13 protein-coding genes are annotated in these 17201 nt (G+C 49.8%); 10 read left to right on the top strand and 3 right to left on the bottom strand.

The features are described 5' to 3' along the window. Positions 1-82: 82 nt before the first annotated feature. The 6 genes from K7B67_RS05470 (at position 83) to K7B67_RS05495 (ending at position 9089) form a co-directional block, all read left to right on the top strand. Positions 83-1018 (top strand): M23 family metallopeptidase, encoded by a 936-nt coding sequence (locus K7B67_RS05470; RefSeq protein ID WP_252179356.1) that lies wholly within the window; start codon positions 83-85, stop codon positions 1016-1018. A gap of 300 nt (positions 1019-1318) precedes the next feature. Continuing rightward, on the top strand, positions 1319-4066 hold the full coding sequence (gene secA / locus K7B67_RS05475; RefSeq protein ID WP_252179357.1) for a preprotein translocase subunit SecA: 2748 nt from the start codon (positions 1319-1321) through the stop codon (positions 4064-4066). Between the two features lie 136 nt (positions 4067-4202). Further along, on the top strand, positions 4203-5486 hold the full coding sequence (gene aroA / locus K7B67_RS05480; protein WP_252179358.1) for a 3-phosphoshikimate 1-carboxyvinyltransferase: 1284 nt from the start codon (positions 4203-4205) through the stop codon (positions 5484-5486). A 94-nt stretch (positions 5487-5580) separates the two neighbouring features. Then, positions 5581-6798 carry a bifunctional glutamate N-acetyltransferase/amino-acid acetyltransferase ArgJ gene (gene argJ / locus K7B67_RS05485; RefSeq protein ID WP_252179359.1) on the top strand — a complete coding sequence of 406 codons (1218 nt, stop codon included), beginning with the start codon at positions 5581-5583 and terminating at the stop codon, positions 6796-6798. A gap of 17 nt (positions 6799-6815) precedes the next feature. After that, a complete protein-coding gene (locus tag K7B67_RS05490) occupies positions 6816-7787 on the top strand; it encodes a Nudix family hydrolase (RefSeq protein WP_252179360.1) in 972 nt (323 codons plus the stop codon). 54 nt (positions 7788-7841) lie between these two features. Then, positions 7842-9089: a hypothetical protein gene (locus tag K7B67_RS05495; protein WP_252179361.1), complete on the top strand. Its 1248-nt coding sequence runs from the start codon at positions 7842-7844 to the stop codon at positions 9087-9089. Here K7B67_RS05495 and yacG read toward each other — a convergent pair. After that, the gene (gene yacG / locus K7B67_RS05500; RefSeq protein WP_346658258.1) at positions 9078-9263 is read right to left on the bottom strand and encodes a DNA gyrase inhibitor YacG; all 186 of its coding nucleotides are present in this window, start codon (positions 9261-9263) and stop codon (positions 9078-9080) included. The genes K7B67_RS05495 and yacG overlap by 12 nt on opposite strands. A gap of 94 nt (positions 9264-9357) precedes the next feature. Continuing rightward, positions 9358-10308 (bottom strand): outer membrane protein assembly factor BamD, encoded by a 951-nt coding sequence (locus K7B67_RS05505; protein ID WP_252179363.1) that lies wholly within the window; start codon positions 10306-10308, stop codon positions 9358-9360. Between the two features lie 240 nt (positions 10309-10548). On the opposite strand from K7B67_RS05505, the gene rluD reads away from it, so the two are divergent. Beyond that, the gene (gene rluD, locus K7B67_RS05510; RefSeq protein WP_252179364.1) at positions 10549-11532 is read left to right on the top strand and encodes a 23S rRNA pseudouridine(1911/1915/1917) synthase RluD; all 984 of its coding nucleotides are present in this window, start codon (positions 10549-10551) and stop codon (positions 11530-11532) included. Positions 11533-11544: 12 nt separating this feature from the next. After that, the gene (gene pgeF, locus K7B67_RS05515; RefSeq protein ID WP_252179365.1) at positions 11545-12285 is read left to right on the top strand and encodes a peptidoglycan editing factor PgeF; all 741 of its coding nucleotides are present in this window, start codon (positions 11545-11547) and stop codon (positions 12283-12285) included. 86 nt (positions 12286-12371) lie between these two features. On the opposite strand, the gene K7B67_RS05520 is transcribed toward pgeF, so the two are convergent. Next, complete coding sequence (locus tag K7B67_RS05520) at positions 12372-13601, bottom strand: transposase family protein (RefSeq protein WP_252179128.1); 1230 nt, start codon at positions 13599-13601, stop codon at positions 12372-12374. Positions 13602-13781: 180 nt separating this feature from the next. On the opposite strand from K7B67_RS05520, the gene K7B67_RS05525 reads away from it, so the two are divergent. Both K7B67_RS05525 and K7B67_RS05530 read left to right on the top strand, forming a co-directional pair. Then, positions 13782-15539: an MOSC domain-containing protein gene (locus K7B67_RS05525; RefSeq protein WP_252179366.1), complete on the top strand. Its 1758-nt coding sequence runs from the start codon at positions 13782-13784 to the stop codon at positions 15537-15539. A gap of 139 nt (positions 15540-15678) precedes the next feature. Then, complete coding sequence (locus K7B67_RS05530; protein ID WP_252179367.1) at positions 15679-17178, top strand: oligopeptide:H+ symporter; 1500 nt, start codon at positions 15679-15681, stop codon at positions 17176-17178. Positions 17179-17201 lie beyond the last annotated feature (23 nt).

Raw genomic sequence — 17201 nt, forward strand, 5'->3', positions numbered from 1 at the left:
GGGTTACTTCTCAAAAAAGGTCGCTGTGGCGACCTTTTTTGGGATCTACGCTGACGAAATCAGAAGTACAGGGTTCCCTTGAATGAAAGTCATTGTTGTCAATCAGGATAACTCTCGGACGAAATCGTTCAGAGTCGCAGGTAAGTGGTTGGTACTGGCGATTTTCTTGTTGATTTTTCTCAGCATGATTCTGGGTGGAGGAATGGCCCGTCTTTTCTTTAATTCGGGGTCTGACGTTATTCTGACCGAAGAGGGCTTGCGGCGGTGGCAGGTAACCTTGAGCGGGCAGAAGAAAGAAGTTGAAAGTGTGCGTCTTGCTGCTGAACGTCAAATTGATGCTCTGACTATTCGTCTGGCTGAACTGCAGGGACGGATTACCCGGCTGGATGCCCTGGGTGAGAGGCTTACGGTGGCCGCCAAGCTGGATGACGGTGAGTTTTCCTTTGATGAAGTGCCGGCCATCGGCGGGCCGGAAGAATTACCTTCCGGTGAATCGGTCTATGCAAAACCTTCCCTGATTGATGCCATTGATCAGCTTTCCGAACAGATAGATAACAGGGCGCAGCAGTTTGATGTTCTGACCAGTCTGGTTTCCAGCAGGGCCATCAGTGATGAAGCCTTTGTGGCAGGTCTTCCCGTCAGGAAAGGTTGGCTTTCTTCCCGTTTTGGTCAGAGGGTGGATCCTTTTACCGGTAAGCTGTCCTGGCATTCAGGTATCGATATGGCCGCTGTCAATGGTTCTGACATCGTCGCGGTGGCAGCAGGTGTTGTGACCTGGTCGGGTGAACGTTCTGGCTATGGGCTTATGGTTGAAATTAACCATGGTAATGGTTACGTGACTCGGTATGCCCACAGTCAGGCGAACAAAGTCAGGGAAGGCGACATCGTTACCCGTGGACAGGTTATCGCTGAAGTGGGCAGCTCAGGTCGTTCAACGGGGCCCCATGTTCACTTTGAAGTGATCCGCAATGGCAGGAATGTAGACCCTCAGCGCTACATTTATCGAGCCAGCAAGTAACTTTAACTGGCAGTAAAAAGTAACTTACTGCCCTTGAAATACTTCTTTCCTGTCCTTATATCCCTGCTGTTCGTTTATTAAGTCCGACAGGCTCCTGACGTTGACGTTAGTCAATAAAAAACCATCTTGGGCTTTATATTTATGGTTTATTAATCCTTCAAGGCCAGATTTATAGCTAATATGGATGAGACTTTTGTGTGATTGTCATAGAATACACAGCTGTTCTTTAGCTTGTCTGCCCACCCGGGATTGTCGGCAAGAGAGGCAGCCCCGGAATCAGAGTGAGACTGTAACCAATCTATGTTAGCTTCGTTAGTCAAAAAAATTATCGGCAGCCGGAATGATCGCCAGCTGAAACGCATGGGCAAGCTGGTCAAACAGATCAATGCTCTGGAAGATCAACTGTCTGGTCTCAGTGATGAAGAACTCAGGGGACGGACCCAGTCGCTTAAGGATCGCTATCAACAGGGCGAAAGTCTTGATGCCCTGCTGCCAGAGGCCTTTGCTGTCGTCAGAGAGGGCAGTAAGCGCAGCATGGGTATGAGGCATTTCGATGTCCAGCTGATCGGCGGTATTACTCTTCATGAAGGTCGCATCGCCGAGATGAGAACCGGTGAAGGCAAGACCCTGATGGCGACCCTGCCGGTCTACCTGAATGCCATCACTGGTAAGGGCGTTCACGTTGTTACGGTCAATGATTACCTGGCTCGTCGTGACGCCCAGTGGATGAGTGCTCTCTATGAATTTCTTGGCCTGACCGTTGGTGTCGTCGTTCCCCAGCAGTCTCCTGAAGAGAAAAGGGCAGCCTATCAGGCGGATATTACCTACGGTACCAACAATGAGTTTGGTTTCGACTATCTTCGCGACAACATGGCGTTTCGCAAGGAAGATAAGTTTCAGCGTGAATTGCACTACGCCGTTGTTGACGAAGTAGATTCGATCCTGATTGATGAAGCGCGTACGCCACTGATTATTTCCGGTCCGGCAGAAGATTCTTCTGAACTCTACAAGCAGATGAATAAGCTCGCTCCCCAGCTGAAAAAGCAGGAAGGAGAGCTGGAAGAAGGTGAAGAGCCAACCGGTCATTACCTGCTGGACGAAAAGACCCGTCAGGTTGAATTGACTGAGATCGGTCATCTGTTTATTGAAGAGCAGTTACAGAAGTTGGGATTGTTGCCTGAAGGTGAGAGTCTCTATTCTGCTCACAACCTGAATATGCTTCATCACGTGAATGCTGCTCTGAAAGCGCATGTGCTGTTTATGCGCAATGTCGAGTACATTGTCGCTGAAGGTGAAGTGCTGCTGGTGGACGAGCATACCGGTCGAACCATGCCGGGCCGTCGTCTCTCTGAAGGTCTGCATCAGGCGCTGGAAGCCAAGGAAGGGCTGAATATTCAGGCTGAGAGTCAGACTCTGGCCTCCACCACCTTCCAGAACTACTTCCGACTTTACGAAAAGCTTTCTGGTATGACCGGTACAGCGGATACAGAAGCTTTCGAACTTCGCCAGATTTATGGCCTGGACGTTATTGTTATCCCGACCCATAAACCGATGGTGCGTAAAGATGGTAACGACCTGGTTTATCTGACCATCGAAGAAAAATACGAAGCGATCATCGCCGACATCAAGGAAACCGTTGAACAGGGGCGTCCTGTTCTGGTGGGTACGGCCTCCATTGACGCTTCCGAGCTGCTGTCCAATGCCCTGAACAAGGCCAAGATTCCCCACAATGTCCTGAACGCCAAATTCCACGAGAAAGAAGCCGAGATCATTGCCCAGGCCGGTCGTCCGGGTGCGATTACCATTGCCACTAACATGGCAGGCCGTGGTACTGACATTACTTTAGGTGGTAGCTGGGAAGCCGAGCTTGCTGCGGTTGCAGACCCGAGCGAGGAGCAGGAAGAACAGATCAGGGCTGAATGGCAGAAGCGCCACAAGGCGGTTCTGGAAGCCGGTGGCTTGCATATTATCGGTACTGAGCGTCATGAATCCCGCCGTATCGACAACCAGTTGCGTGGTCGATCTGGTCGTCAGGGTGATCCCGGTTCCTCCCGTTTTTACCTGTCCCTGGAAGACAACCTGATGCGTATCTTTGCCTCTGACCGGGTGAAGAGCTTTATGAAAGCACTGGGTATGGAGAAAGGCGAAGCCATTGAGCACCGAATGGTGACCAATGCCATTGAAAAAGCCCAGCGTAAGGTTGAGGGCCGTAACTTCGATATTCGTAAGCAGTTGCTGGAATACGATGATGTCGCTAATGACCAGCGTCGAGTGGTCTACAAGCAGCGTGATGAGCTTCTGAACTCTGAAAACGTGCAGTCGAGCATCGACAGCATGAGAGACGAAGTGGTCAACGATATTGTTTCTCAGCACATTCCTCCTGAGAGTCTTGAAGAGCAGTGGGATGTCAAGGGTCTGGAGCAGAAGCTCGGAGCAGAACTGGCTATCCAGTTACCAATACAGAATTGGCTGGATGAAGATGACAAGCTGGAAGAAGAGTCGCTGAGAGAGAAAATTCTGGCCCAGGTCATCGTTCACTACAAGCAGAAAGAAGAGCTGGCGGGTGAGGAGCCTCTTAGGAACTTCGAGAAGCATATCCTGTTGCGCGTGCTGGATGACAAGTGGAAAGAGCACCTTGCCACCATGGATCACCTGCGTCAGGGTATTCACCTGAGAGGCTATGCCCAGAAGAACCCCAAGCAGGAATACAAGCGAGAAGCCTTTGAGCTGTTCCAGTCCATGCTGGAAGATATCAAAACCGACACCATTCGTATCCTTTCCCATGTCCAGGTTCAGCAGGATGATAAAACTGAGGAAATGGAAGAACGGCGTCGTCAGGAACTGATTCGTCGTATGCAGTTCCAGCACGATCAGGCTCAGGGCATAGCAGACGATTCTGGCGAAGAGGGTGAACTGTCTCAGCCTTCTCAGCCTCCTCAGGGTGTCAGTGAACCTTTCGTTCGTGAAAGTCGCAAAGTGGGTCGAAATGAGCCCTGTCCCTGTGGTTCTGGCAAGAAATACAAGCAGTGTCATGGCAGGATTGTCTGATACTGATTCGTTACCTTAAAGAAAACAGGCCGCAAAGCGGCCTGTTTTCTTTTGTGGGCAGTTTAACACCGGCTGATTTATTGCTGTGTTGAGGTATAATCGGTGCCTCCTATCATTCGGCCAGTTAAGAAGTCCAATGGAGCAACTCGTATTAAAGCCTATCTCCCGTGTACAGGGGGAGGTCTCTATTCCTGGCTCAAAAAGCCTGTCTAATCGTATCTTGCTGCTTGCTGCGCTGGCAGAAGGCACAACGACTATCACCAACCTTCTGGATAGCGATGACGTTCGCTATATGCTGAAGGCTCTGAAAGCGCTGGGTGTGCAGTACCAACTGTCAGAGAACAATATTGTTTGCCAAATCACCGGTCTGGCTGGCCCGCTGGGTTTCGGTCAAAGCCTGACTCTGTTCCTGGGGAATGCCGGTACTGCCATGAGGCCGTTGACGGCAGCCTTGTGTCTGGGGGAAGGTGAATACACCCTGACGGGTGAACCCAGAATGTATGAGCGGCCCATCGGCGACCTGATTTCCTGTCTTGAGCAGGCCGGAGCAGATATCGAGTACCTGGGTGAGAAAAACTTCCCTCCTCTGAAAATCTCAGGCACCGGCCTGAAGGGCGGAGAGGTCAGCATCAGGGGCGATATCTCCAGTCAATTTCTGACAGCCATGCTGATGGCAGCCCCCCTGGCATCAGACAAAACAGTTATCACCATTGAAGGTGAGCTGGTTTCCAAGCCTTACATCGACATTACCCTTTCGGTTATGAAGCGCTTTGGTGTCAATGTTCAGAATAATGAATACCAGAGCTTTGTCGTAGAGGGAGGGCAAACCTACATTTCCCCCGGCGACATCATGGTAGAAGGAGATGCTTCCTCGGCGTCTTACTTCCTGGCAGCGGCAGCCATTGGCGGCAAGTTGAGGGTTCATGGCACCGGTAATGCCAGTATTCAGGGCGATGCCCGGTTTGCACAAGTGCTGGAGCAGATGGGTGCTAAAGTCACCTGGAGTGACAACTGGATTGAAGTAGAGAAAGGTGAACTCAAGGGGGTGGATGTTGATCTGAACTCTATCCCGGATGCCGCCATGACCATTGCCACCACCGCTCTGTTTGCCAGGGGGCAGACGGTTATTCGAAACATTTACAACTGGCGGGTCAAAGAGACTGACCGGCTGGCAGCCATGGCGACGGAGCTTCGTAAAGTGGGAGCGGACGTGGAAGAAGGTGAAGATTACATTGTGATTAATCCGCCCGCGCAGGTTCAGCCTGCTGCCATAGACACCTACGATGACCACAGAATGGCAATGTGTTTTTCTCTGGCGGCATTTGGTGGCAGTCCAATTACTATCAATGATCCTGGTTGTACCTCAAAGACTTTCCCGACCTATTTCCAGGTATTTGAAGAAATCGTGGAACGAAATTAATAACAAACTGCGAGCAGTTGGCTATAACTGTCATTCGCATTGGGTCAGCTGAGTCAGTGCTCGCTGGCCCTAAGAAAGAGGAGATGGAAAAACGATGGCAGTAGGATCAGGAAACTGGCCGGAAATGCATCCAGTGAAGGGCTTTCGTCTGGGAACAACAGCGGCGGGTATCAAGAAGCAGGACCGTAAGGATCTTGTGATTATGAATTGGGATTCGGGCGCTTCTGTTGCCGGAGTTTTCACCCTGAACCGTTTTTGTGCGGCTCCAGTCCATCTGGCCAGACGTCGTATTCACTGTTCGCCAGAGTATTTTGTGATTAACACCGGTAATGCCAATGCCGGTACTGGTGATCAGGGAATGCTGGACGCCACTGAAGTCTGTCTTGCACTGGCTGAACACGCCAACGTGCAGGAAGATCAGGTGTTGCCTTTTTCAACCGGTGTGATTGGTGAGCCTCTGCCCGTAGATAAAATAGTTGCTGGCCTGCCTGCTGCTATCTCGTATTTAAGTGAAGATGGCTGGCACCGGGCAGGAGAAGGCATCCTGACCACCGACACCCGGCCTAAAGGTGCCAGTCGGCAATTTGCAGTCGACGGTAAAAAGTACACAGTCACAGGAATCAGCAAAGGGTCAGGTATGATCAAGCCGAATATGGCGACCATGCTGGCTTTTATGGCCACCGATGTTGCTGTGGATCAGGCTGTTTTGCAAAAGCTCCTGTCTAATGCTGTCAATCTGTCGTTCAATAGAATCACTGTCGATGGTGATACTTCTACCAATGATTGTTGCATGCTGGTCGCCACGGGTAAGGCCGGGAATGAACCGTTAACCCATTCTGAAGGGCTTTTGTACCAGGCTCTGAAACAGGCGGTTGAAGAGGTCGCTACTGCTTTGGCGCAGGCCATTGTCAGAGATGGTGAAGGGGCTACCAAGTTTCTGACTATCCAGGTTGAACAGGCGAACAGTGTCGCAGATGCCCTTGAGGTCGCCTATACCATTGCCCACTCTCCTCTGGTCAAAACCGCAGTATTTGCCTTTGATCCAAACTGGGGCAGAATTCTTGCGGCAGTGGGGAGAGCTGAGATCAGTGAGCTGAAGATTGATAAGGTTGCCATCTGGCTAAACGACGTTTGCATTGTAGAAGGTGGCAGTGTTGCCCGCTCCTACACCGAAGCGGAAGGTGAGCGTGTCATGAATCAGGAAGAGATTCTGATCCGTGTTCAGCTGGGTGCCGGTCATATCACAGAAACGCTCTGGACGACGGATCTTTCCCATGAGTATGTTCGAATCAATGCTGAATATCGAACTTGATAATAAGGCAGTGGGTCATGTCTCCAGACAATCAGGCGAATGCCAGAAAAGTAGTGCATGTTGCGGTAGCCGTTATTCGTGGGAACGATGGCAAAATCCTCATAGCCCGGCGACCGGATGATAAGCACATGGGTGGCTACTGGGAGTTTCCCGGTGGCAAGGTGGAAGAGGGGGAGTCTGTTACAGCAGCCCTGAATCGCGAGCTTAAGGAAGAGCTGGATATCGAGGTAGGTCAGTTCCGGAAATTAATTTCGATTCGACATGATTACCCCGACAAGTCGGTCTATCTCGACACCTGGTGGGCAGAAGATATCAAAGGGAAACCTTGTGGAAATGAGGGGCAGGAGATTCGCTGGGTCGACCTGAAAGAGTTACCCGGACTGGAGTTTCCTCCGGCTAACAATGCCATTGTTACGGCTGCTCTACTGCCCAATCGTTATATGATTACCGGAAAGTTTGGTACGGCGGCTGAACTTCTTGAGAAAGTGAGTGATCAGATTGATCAGGGAATAGCACTGATCCAGTTTCGGGCGCCATGGCTGGATGAAGCCACGTATCAGCATTTAGCCAGAGAACTGCATCACCTCTGCCGGCAAACCGGAGCCAAACTGCTGCTGAAAGGTGAGCCTGAGCTATTGGCTAAAACCTGGTGTGACGGTATTCATCTTACCTCGAAACAGCTGATGCAGGAGGGGCTTGATTGGCGCAGTGGCTGTGGTTCTGATCAGTGGCTGGCAGCTTCCTGTCATAATCAGGAGCAAATAGATCGGGCTGTGTCGCTGGCTGTCGATTTTGTAACGCTTTCTCCGGTACTGCCCACAGACTCGCATCCAAACAGTGAACCGTTAGGTGAGGAGAAAGCTGCTGAGCTAACTGAGAACTGTCCATTACCTGTCTTCTGGTTGGGAGGAATGAAGCTGACTGATCAGGATAGGCTGATTAACCGGGGTGCCCAGGGGCTTGCCGCTATTGGTACTTTCTGGCTTTGAACTTATTGAGGCTGCTAGTCTTAACTCAAATGAATAACTTTTGCAGGGAAGCAAATGTCTAAGCCTAGTATCGAACCTTTTGGTAACAGACCAACATCAGGTTTACCCACCGATTCACCACTCAAAACCCCATCACCTACTGGTCAGGACTCCCTGGGAAGAACGATAGGTTCACCGGGAGACTTGTCTGGTACCGAAGGGCTGGATCAAGCCCCCTTAACCCATGAGCAGCGCCCCATTCAGGATCGAGCGATTACCTATTTTGAAAAGACCGGGCAGGTTGGCAGAAATATTCTTCCTTCCATTAACGACAGGCCTTTCAGTGAGTATTGGGAGGAAGTACCCGGACCGACTCGCCGGGGCGTTGTTGAGCACCGGTTAATGCGGGTCAAAACAGAATCAGAAGAAGTGGAGAAGGCGTCAGGTTCTCCCAAAACTGAAAAAAATGAAGGACTCTGGCATATCAAAACGCCCGGCTATGAATCGGGTGCTGAAAAATTTAAACGATTGTTGCAAAAAGTGATCTACCTGATCACCGGAAAACCTTACAAAGCCCGCTTTTATGATAATCAAAAAGTTCTGGCCCAGAGAGAGTGTCTTGCTGCTGAAGCCTATAAAAAAGTCATGGGCTATGGGCAGGAGTACGCTTATCGCTATAGTCTGGATGAAAAGCGCCAGGATCATTGTGTGGCCTCTAAAGATCTGAAAGATTTCTATCCTGGCGATACGTTCTTTCGTCAAACCCTGTTCCCTTCTATTTGTCAGTTTACCGATGATCAGAACCCGGTCACCAATCTGGTTATGAGGCGTTTTCTGCTGGGTGACCAGGATTACCTGAAACTGGATAATTACTTATTCAAGCACGCCGAAGGTGATGAGCTGGTTAACGTTGAGGACGGGGATGACTTAATTACCGGAAAGTTAGTCAGTATTGATTTTGGTATGTCCTTTTATAATCAGTTTCCTCTTCCCAGAGATTGCTCCATGGAGGAATTTACCGAGAAGCTTTTGCATCCTTCAAGCCTACATAGATTTCAGTATCGAGGTAAGAAAACATTGTTGTCTATGGTTGAGCAGATGCCAGAAGATCAAGTGAAAAGATCAGTAGAGTTAGCGCTGAGAAGAATCGCCAAACTGTCGGATAAGCAACTGGATGAGCTGGCTGAGCATATGCATCAGCCAGAGCTGCGTGAGGCCATGTATGATGTCCTGAGATTCAAGCGTGCTCAGGCACAAGCCTTGCTGAAAGAGGGCTCATGGCCTGTTGAGCTGGGGGCTGGCAAAGGCTTTTCAGTGCTTTAGACTGTCGTCAATCTCGCTGGACATCAGATCATCAAAAGCAGGACTTCCGGGAATTGAGTGCTCTTCATTCGCCCAGGCTCCCAGATCGATCAGCTTGCATCGCTGGGAGCAGAAGGGGCGAAACGTGTTTTCTTTCTTCCATTCCACTTCTTTGCCGCATTTCGGGCACTTCACATTTGGGCACTTCACATTTGGGCACTTCACAATAGTTGGCATTGAATTAAACCAGAGGGTAGGGTGGCTTCCTGCTGGAAGCCACTTCAGGATATTACTGTTCGTTTTTGGGAGGTTTTGGAGCAACAGGAGTCTGGGCTTTCTGCTTTTCAATCCCTGAATCACCCAGCAGGCCGAATGTCACAGTGTAAAGCAGAGAGGGGTTGACATCGCCGAAAGACTGGTAGCCGATGAACTCACCCTGATCGTTAAGCAGTTTCGAGTCCGGGAAGTTGAGCTTCAACACTTCAAGGGCTTCATTCGCAGGTTCTACCAGCCCAAGTCGCTGATAGCCTTCTACCATAACGCCCAACGCAGGTTCTACCGCCGGGGTCTTCTGCATATTTTCAACGACGTACTTGCCACGGTTTACAGCGGCTACGTAGGCTTTACGTTTCATGTAGTAATTGGCTGCATGGATTTCATACACAGCCAGGCGGTTTCTCAGGGCTACCATGCGCTGGCGGGCATCCGGCCCATATTTGCTGTCTGGGTAGCGAGTCAGTAATTCACGAAACTCATTAAAGGACTGACGTGCCTGACCGGGATCACGTTTGGTATTGTCCAGTGGCAGGTAACGTTCGATGAGCCCCATAGAAGCCGTATTCGATGCCAGACCTTTCATGTAATAGGCGTAGTCCGCATCCGGGTGCTGTGGGTGCAGGCGCAGAAAACGGTCTGCGGCAGCGCGAGCCGCTTCCGGCTCTACATTCATGAAATAGGCATAAACCAGATCCAGTTGCGCCTGTTCTGCAAAGGAGCCGAAGGGATAGCGAGACTCCAGCGCACGCAGTTGCTCTATAGCCTTGGTGTAACTCTTGTTGTTCAGAGACTGGTTGGCCATCTGGTAGAGTTCGGCTTCAGTCAGAGATTCCGGGAGCTTCTCTTTTTCGGGGGTCGACGAGCATCCCGCCAGAACCACCGCAGCAAGGAACAGACCTATCAAGCGCGAAACTGTCAGGCGCAACATGGGCGCGCGCAAAAAAGTCGTTTTGAGTATTGTCATGATGTTTACAGTTTCCGTACTCCGGCATGATTGTGAGGAGAGCGGGTGTCTCCCCTGAACTTACGGCAGGGAAGCAGGTTGATAAAGTCTTGAGCATAGCTCAGCCAGCCGCACTGATGTGATAAACTACCTGCCTTTATCCGACTAATTTAAACACAGTCCGCTGTAAAACGAAATTTTTTGTCTGGGAGCCTGACCGAGAACAGCGCCGTTCAGGTACTAAAACTTGAGAAGTAATTAATGAGTGAGCAGATTAATCAGCAGGCCGTTGTGCCTGACGAGCAGGGGAGTAAGAGACTGGATCAGATTGCAGTCAGCTGCTTTCCGGATTTTTCCAGGGCACGTCTTCAGGAATGGATCAAGAACGGCGGTCTGCTGGTGGACGGCCAGATAAAAAAGCCCAAAGACAAGCTGGTGGGGGGGGAGCGGCTGACACTCAGTGTTGAAGTCGACGACGAAGAGCGCTGGGAACCTGAAAATATCCCACTGAATATCATTTATGAAGACGATGCCATTCTGGTCATCAACAAACCCGTGGGGCTGGTGGTTCATCCTGCGGCGGGAAACTACTCAGGTACTTTGTTGAATGGCCTGTTATACCACTATCCGGAAGTGGCTTCAGTGCCCAGGGCGGGTATCGTTCACCGTCTGGATAAGGATACTTCGGGATTAATGGTGGTAGCCAGAAATCTGGCCGCTCATACCGATCTGGTGGCCCAGCTTCAGGACCGAAGTGTCAGTCGAGAGTATGAAGCAGTGACCCAGGGTGTTATGACAGCAGGCGGAACGGTGAATGAACCTATTGCCCGTCACCCGGCTCATCGTCTTCGTATGGCAGTGGTGCCTGGCGGTAAACCTTCGGTTACGCATTACCGGGTTCTGAAGAAGTTTAATGCTCATACCCATGTCCGCTGCAAACTGGAAACGGGCAGAACCCACCAGATCAGGGTGCATATGAGTCATATTCGCTTCCCACTGGTGGGGGATGATCTGTATGCTGGCCGTCTGAGAATTCCCAAAGGATGCTCTCCTGTTCTGGAAGAGACTTTGAGAGGCTTTAAACGTCAGGCACTTCATGCCAGAAAGCTCGGGCTGATGCATCCGGTGACGGATGATTACATGGAGTGGGAAGCGCCTTTGCCGGATGATTTTTCAGCACTTTTGGCAGCATTAAGAGAAGACGCTTTTTTACCGGGGGGCTCAGGCTCCAGAGTATCGCAATAGAGAGAGTCAAATATGTCTGAAGATCGTTACCTGTTCCCGGACTGGCCTGCACCTGAAGGTATCAGGGCGCTGGTCACCCTCAGGGCAGGGGGGCACAGTCAGGGTCATTTCAGCAGCTTTAATCTGGGGCTGCGCTCCGGTGACGATCCTGATGTGGTGGCAAAAAACAGGGCGTTGCTGGGTGAGGACTGGCAATGGCGACACCCGCCTCAGTGGCTCAAACAGGTTCACGGTATTGAGGTAGTGACGGCTAAGCCGGATAACATCGAAAGGGAAGGTGATGCTGTTTGGACCGATAAACCGGGATTACCCTGTGCCGTTTTAACAGCGGATTGCCTTCCGGTTATTTTTTGCAATCAGTCCGGTACTCGTGTCGCTGCTGCCCATGCGGGTTGGAAAGGGCTTCAGGCAGGAGTGCTGGAAGCCACCGTTAAAGCCATGGGTGATGAACCTGTCCGGGTGATGGCCTGGTTGGGGCCAGCCATCAGTCAGTCTCATTTTGAAGTGGGGCCTGAAGTTCGCGAAGCTTTTCTGAAGTCTGATCCGCAAGCTGAGGCAGCGTTTATTCCCGGTCAGGGTGACCGGTGGTATGGAGATCTCTACCAGCTGGCCAGACTCCGGCTGGAGAAGTTGGGTGTAACGCAAATCAGTGGTGGCCATTTCTGCACTTATAAAGAGAAAGATCGCTGGTTCTCGTACCGCAGGGATGGCGTCCAGTCCGGACGTTTGGCCACACTGGTTTGGATTCAATAAAAAGGAATAACCTCACTCTTCAGACCCGCTATCGGGAGTATTTTCTAATCCCAAAATGAGCCTGAAGGGGCGTCAAGCCAGTGCTTTCAGGCCTTTCGTTCAAAAATTGATTGAAACAGTAATTCTCTGGCAGCCTGCAACTGCTTTGCTGACTCATTATCGCTCATGCTTGTAGCTCTTGCCTCAAGTTCTTCGAGGGTGACTCCCTTTTTCAAATATTTCTTAAAGTCGGGGAGACTTTTGAATTTTTCATAGGGGGTCATCATGTTTTCATAGTGATACTTTTTCTTTTCCTTGCCCTTTGCGTCTACCTCTGTTTCCGGGAAGAAGCACGGACGATGAAAGTTTAGGTATGGGGTAAGATAGATTTTATTGAACTCATTTATTTCTGTCGCATACTTCTGAGGAATATGAGCATACCCAAGTATTTTTCTGATGATCGCACCATTCTTGCTTTCTACAAGTGCATTGTCGTTCGTCTTTCTTGCTCTTGATTTCGTAAAATTTATACGAAGATTTTCAAGTAATTCTGATACACGACCATTAATGTATTCAGAACCGTTATCAGAATGAAAACCCCTTAATTTAAAGGGAAATGAAGCCAGCAGCTCCTCCAAAACAGGAATCAAAAATGTCTCACTAATCTTCTCAACAGAGCAAACAACCTGATACTGTGTCACCTCATCAACAGCATTGATATGGTACACGCCTTTGACTCTATCCTGATCACCCTGGTGTACAGTGTCGATGCGTATAAAGCCTGGCTGTCCTTCTGGCCTTGGTTTTCGCCGTACACCAATTGCTCGTTTTGTCGGTTTGGTGACGTCTTTAGGTGACCGGATGTTACGGTATGTCTGTGACTTTCTCAGGTTGTATATGTGTGAGACGGAAATATCTTTCAGGCGTTCATAGCTCTGGTCACCCTGCACATACGCCCTTTCACAGAGCTTTTTGATAGCAGCCCCATTTAGACCATTATGAAGCTGATCTGTCGCAGCGAGGAGCCTTATATCGGCCTTGGTGTACTGATTGCTGAACCCATTGCTGGTCCGCTGTTTGCGCTTCAAATGACCTGCTGAGAGGTATGCCTTGATAAGGCGGCTGATTTGAGCTCTTGAGTAGCCTGTGGCAACTGTCAGATACCGCTTAATAATCCCTTTCTCTGACCGAGTGAGTGATCGATATCGGAAGTGCCTCAAAACTTCTTCAACCCATTGATAACACTCGTCTTTTGACTCCCAACCGGGCTCTATCAATGGTGCTTGATTAAGCAGTTCTTGAACCTGCTGGAGGGTACTAATTAGCCTCGTGTTCATGATGATTTTCATCCAGTAATAATGGACGAAAGATCCAAAAGCGTGAGGCTCATTTCATGCTAGAAACAGGAGTCCCCTTTAGGCTCATTTCATGTTGGAAGAGACTTCGGGTTGTGAGGGTGTAAAAAGGGACTATATTGCAGGGGTAGATAACATCATTGAAAACTTAACGTTAAAGAAATGAAACTTTCTGCGATCTGCATTGGTAGAACAAAGCGTCAGAACATACGTGGTCACGGTGTCACAACGGCTTATCTGAAATCTGAAGTGCAGGGTTCGGTAAGAGTTCATGCCACTGGTATTGAAGGCAATGAGGTAGCGGTTCATAAAGATCACATCTACGCTGTTTCGACGACAACTTACAGGTACTGGCAAGATCGTATCGGTGGCAACGATAAGGATTGGCCAATGGGTCGCTTTGCTGAGAATCTTGTTATAGAGGGTTTGGATGAGGCGGCCTTGGCAGTGGGAGATGTTCTGTACATTGGCGATGAAGTAGTGCTGTCTGTGTCCGGGCCTCGTATTCCATGCTTCAAAGTATGCTGGCGTTTGGGGCAGTCAGACCGTTTTATCCCGGAGTTTGCCATTTCAGGCCACAGTGGTGTCTATCTGAGCGTAGTAAAAACCGGAACCATTACCTCCGGCGATCAAGTGCAGCTGGAGGCTAAGTCAGAGCCACGCACCCTGGTGCTGAACATCGCTAAAGCACTCTTTGCGGGCACCGCCAGTTTGGATCAGATGCAAGCGATGTCAGAGCTTGAAGGCCTGAGCCCGATGTCTTTTCTTTTTTTAACGTCAAAAATTGCGGCGGAGCAGGATCGGGCGAAGTTATCAAAAGGTCGGTGGTCAGGCTCTCGCGCATTGAGAGTGAAAGACATCCGTCAGGAGACACCGGATACAAAATCAGTCTGGCTCGAGGCTCCCGATGGTACGGGACCCTTGGCGGGAGCACTGGCTGGGCAGTTTCTGACTGTAAAGATTCCTCTGGCCGAAGAAGAAATTACCCGGGTCTGGAGTCTTAGCGATTATCAGGATAACCCTGACCACTATCGCATGACGATTAAACGCACGCCCAGCGGACCCGGCAGTGCGTATATGCATGAGACACTGGCGGTGGGGGACAGCCTGCGGGTGTCTTCTCCCCTGGGTCAGTTTACCCTTGCACGAGGTAACCCAAAACCATTGGTTTTGTTTGCTGGCGGAATCGGATTGACGCCATTGTTAGCCATGCTGAAAGCACACACCTTGATGAAAAACTACCCGCCCGTATTTTTCTTTCACGCCGTTCAGGATGGCATTCATCAGGCGCACCGGGCCGAGTTGGATCAGCTCGGGGCACTTCCTAATGTCACTGTCATTCATATTTTTTCCCGGCCGACTGAAAACGACGTTTCGTCGGGTCGTTTCAATTATCAGGGTCATTTGACGAAGGATATCATCGCTGAAAAGCTTGACGGGCTATACATCACGGATGGAGCTAAACGGATTGATATGCCTCCTTATGAATTGCAGTTCTACCTCTGCGGGCCACCTGCTTTTCAAACTCACGTTACAGAAGCTCTGCTGGCGTTGGAAGCTAATGCTGATCAGATCTATACCGAAAGCTTTGGAACGGAGCCAGGGGCATCGCCTGTACCTGTAGTAGAAACGGCTGAGGTCACTTTCTTACCCGCCGGGATCCTTGCAAAGTGGGATGCGGGTCTTAATCTTTCACTGTTGGAGTTGGCTGAACAGTATGGTTTGACTCCCCCTAACGCTTGCCGTATGGGCGTCTGCCATACCTGTATCTCACGGCTGGAAGTTGGAGATACCTTCTACGACCGTAAGATCGCCATTGCTCCTGCAGAGGGTCAGTTCCTGCTCTGTTGTTCAAGGCCCAAGACTGAAAAAGTCACTATTACTCTCCCTGATAACACAGAACTCCCTGAAAAATTTTAAGCAATAGCTGCTATTTTTCTCATAAAAACAAAACGACATTTTTATTTTATTGGCCTAAATCAATATTTACAAAGCCTTGAAATGATAACTTAGAAAAAAAACCGACATCATTGACCAAGGCTGTTACGCAATGAAAGACATGTCCGCACGATTACCAGGCATTGTGCCTGTTTTGATTTTACGTCAAATATTATGGGGGGCTGCTTTTTACGGAAGCTTTATCCTGTTGACTCGTTTTTTTCTTGATAAGCTCAACTACAGCGAAGCCCAAACCATTATGATGTTAGGTGCCTTTGGTGCCATTGGCCCTGTTTGTTCAGCCATTGGCGGTTTTGTTGCCGATCGCTATATTGGCTCTTTTCGTGCCGTGTACATAGGTTACAGTTTCTACGCCATCGGCCTGGCCATGCTCAGTGCCGGTGCTGCACTCATCAACGCTCCGCTAAGTATTCTGGGTATTGCCGTTATTGGTTATTCCAGGGGACTGTCTTCCACCAGCCCGACTGTGTTGTTTGGCAACTCTTACAACGAAACGAACCAGGATCGTTTTCAAGAAGGTTTGACCCTGAATTATTCGTTAAACAATCTGGGTTCTTTTGGGGCAAAATATGTCTTCCCTTTCATACTGGCTTTTGTTGCTTATCAAGGCAGCTTTATGCTCTCTTCCCTTATCATGTGTGGGATCCTGGTTTTATTCTATGTTTACCGCAAACCGCTAAGAGCGGCAGGTAACGCGATGGATCACAGGCCACTGTCGTTGTTATTCTGGGGCATATTCGGTGCTGGCTCGCTGTTCTCCATGGGCCTTATTTACTGGGTGTTTTCAAACCTTGATCAGGGTCAGTACCTGCTTTACGCCATTGGTTTTGCCGCTATTGGCTATTTTATCTTTCGTACCGCCAAAGCAGAATCATCTGACCAGCTTCGTATGATCGCCATTCTCGTGATGATGGTCATTCTGATCTGCTTTTATTTTTACTACGGTCAAATGATGACCTCCATGAATATTTACGCTATCAACCTGATGGGTGACGAAATTCTTGGGTTTATTCCGGTGAAGCCGGAGTCTGGTGTGGCCTTTAACCCACTGTGGTGCTTCATACTTGGAGGACCAGTGGTGGGCTTCTACGCCTGGCTGGAAAAGAAAGGTTTTTCCTTTTCCATTCCCACCAAGTTCGCTTTTGCCTTTGTGTTCACTGCCATCGGGTTTTCGCTGCTGGCGCTTTCCACGCAGCATATGAATGAGGCCGGAAAAATCTCTGCCAACTGGATACTGATGGTGCATTTCTTCCAGGCCATTGCTGAATTGATCGTTGGCGCACTGGGTGCAGGCTTTCTGTTTCAGATGGCTCCTAAAGATCTTTCCGCTTTCACCATGGGTATGCGCTCCATTGCCCTGTCGTTGAGCGGCCTGTTTGCAGCCAGACTTTCAACCAGCATTGCCCTGCCAAAAGACATCGAGTTTACCCAGAGCGTTGTTGAAAGTGCCTACTACGATTATTTTCTGAAGTTGGCCATTTTTGCAGGCATTATGGTTTTTGTGACGATCTTCCTCTCCAGAGTGATTAACCGACTGGTTGAAAAGAGCAGGAATGTTGATCAGGGTGAGACACTCACTCCTGCTATTACCGCCTCATAACCACGCTTTCCATAGCCTTTGTT

The organism is Endozoicomonas sp. 4G (assembly GCF_023822025.1).
In the GTDB taxonomy this organism is placed as follows: domain Bacteria; phylum Pseudomonadota; class Gammaproteobacteria; order Pseudomonadales; family Endozoicomonadaceae; genus Endozoicomonas_A.

Coding starts and splice junctions, on each gene's coding strand:
- K7B67_RS05525 (WP_252179366.1), top strand. CDS start 13,782: ATGAAACTTTCTGCGATCTGCATTGGTAGAACAAAGCGTCAGAACATA.
- K7B67_RS05470 (WP_252179356.1), top strand. CDS start 83: ATGAAAGTCATTGTTGTCAATCAGGATAACTCTCGGACGAAATCGTTC.
- K7B67_RS05520 (WP_252179128.1), bottom strand. CDS start 13,601: ATGAACACGAGGCTAATTAGTACCCTCCAGCAGGTTCAAGAACTGCTT.
- aroA (WP_252179358.1), top strand. CDS start 4,203: ATGGAGCAACTCGTATTAAAGCCTATCTCCCGTGTACAGGGGGAGGTC.
- K7B67_RS05505 (WP_252179363.1), bottom strand. CDS start 10,308: ATGACAATACTCAAAACGACTTTTTTGCGCGCGCCCATGTTGCGCCTG.
- K7B67_RS05530 (WP_252179367.1), top strand. CDS start 15,679: ATGTCCGCACGATTACCAGGCATTGTGCCTGTTTTGATTTTACGTCAA.
- K7B67_RS05490 (WP_252179360.1), top strand. CDS start 6,816: ATGTCTCCAGACAATCAGGCGAATGCCAGAAAAGTAGTGCATGTTGCG.
- K7B67_RS05495 (WP_252179361.1), top strand. CDS start 7,842: ATGTCTAAGCCTAGTATCGAACCTTTTGGTAACAGACCAACATCAGGT.
- secA (WP_252179357.1), top strand. CDS start 1,319: ATGTTAGCTTCGTTAGTCAAAAAAATTATCGGCAGCCGGAATGATCGC.
- pgeF (WP_252179365.1), top strand. CDS start 11,545: ATGTCTGAAGATCGTTACCTGTTCCCGGACTGGCCTGCACCTGAAGGT.
- rluD (WP_252179364.1), top strand. CDS start 10,549: ATGAGTGAGCAGATTAATCAGCAGGCCGTTGTGCCTGACGAGCAGGGG.
- argJ (WP_252179359.1), top strand. CDS start 5,581: ATGGCAGTAGGATCAGGAAACTGGCCGGAAATGCATCCAGTGAAGGGC.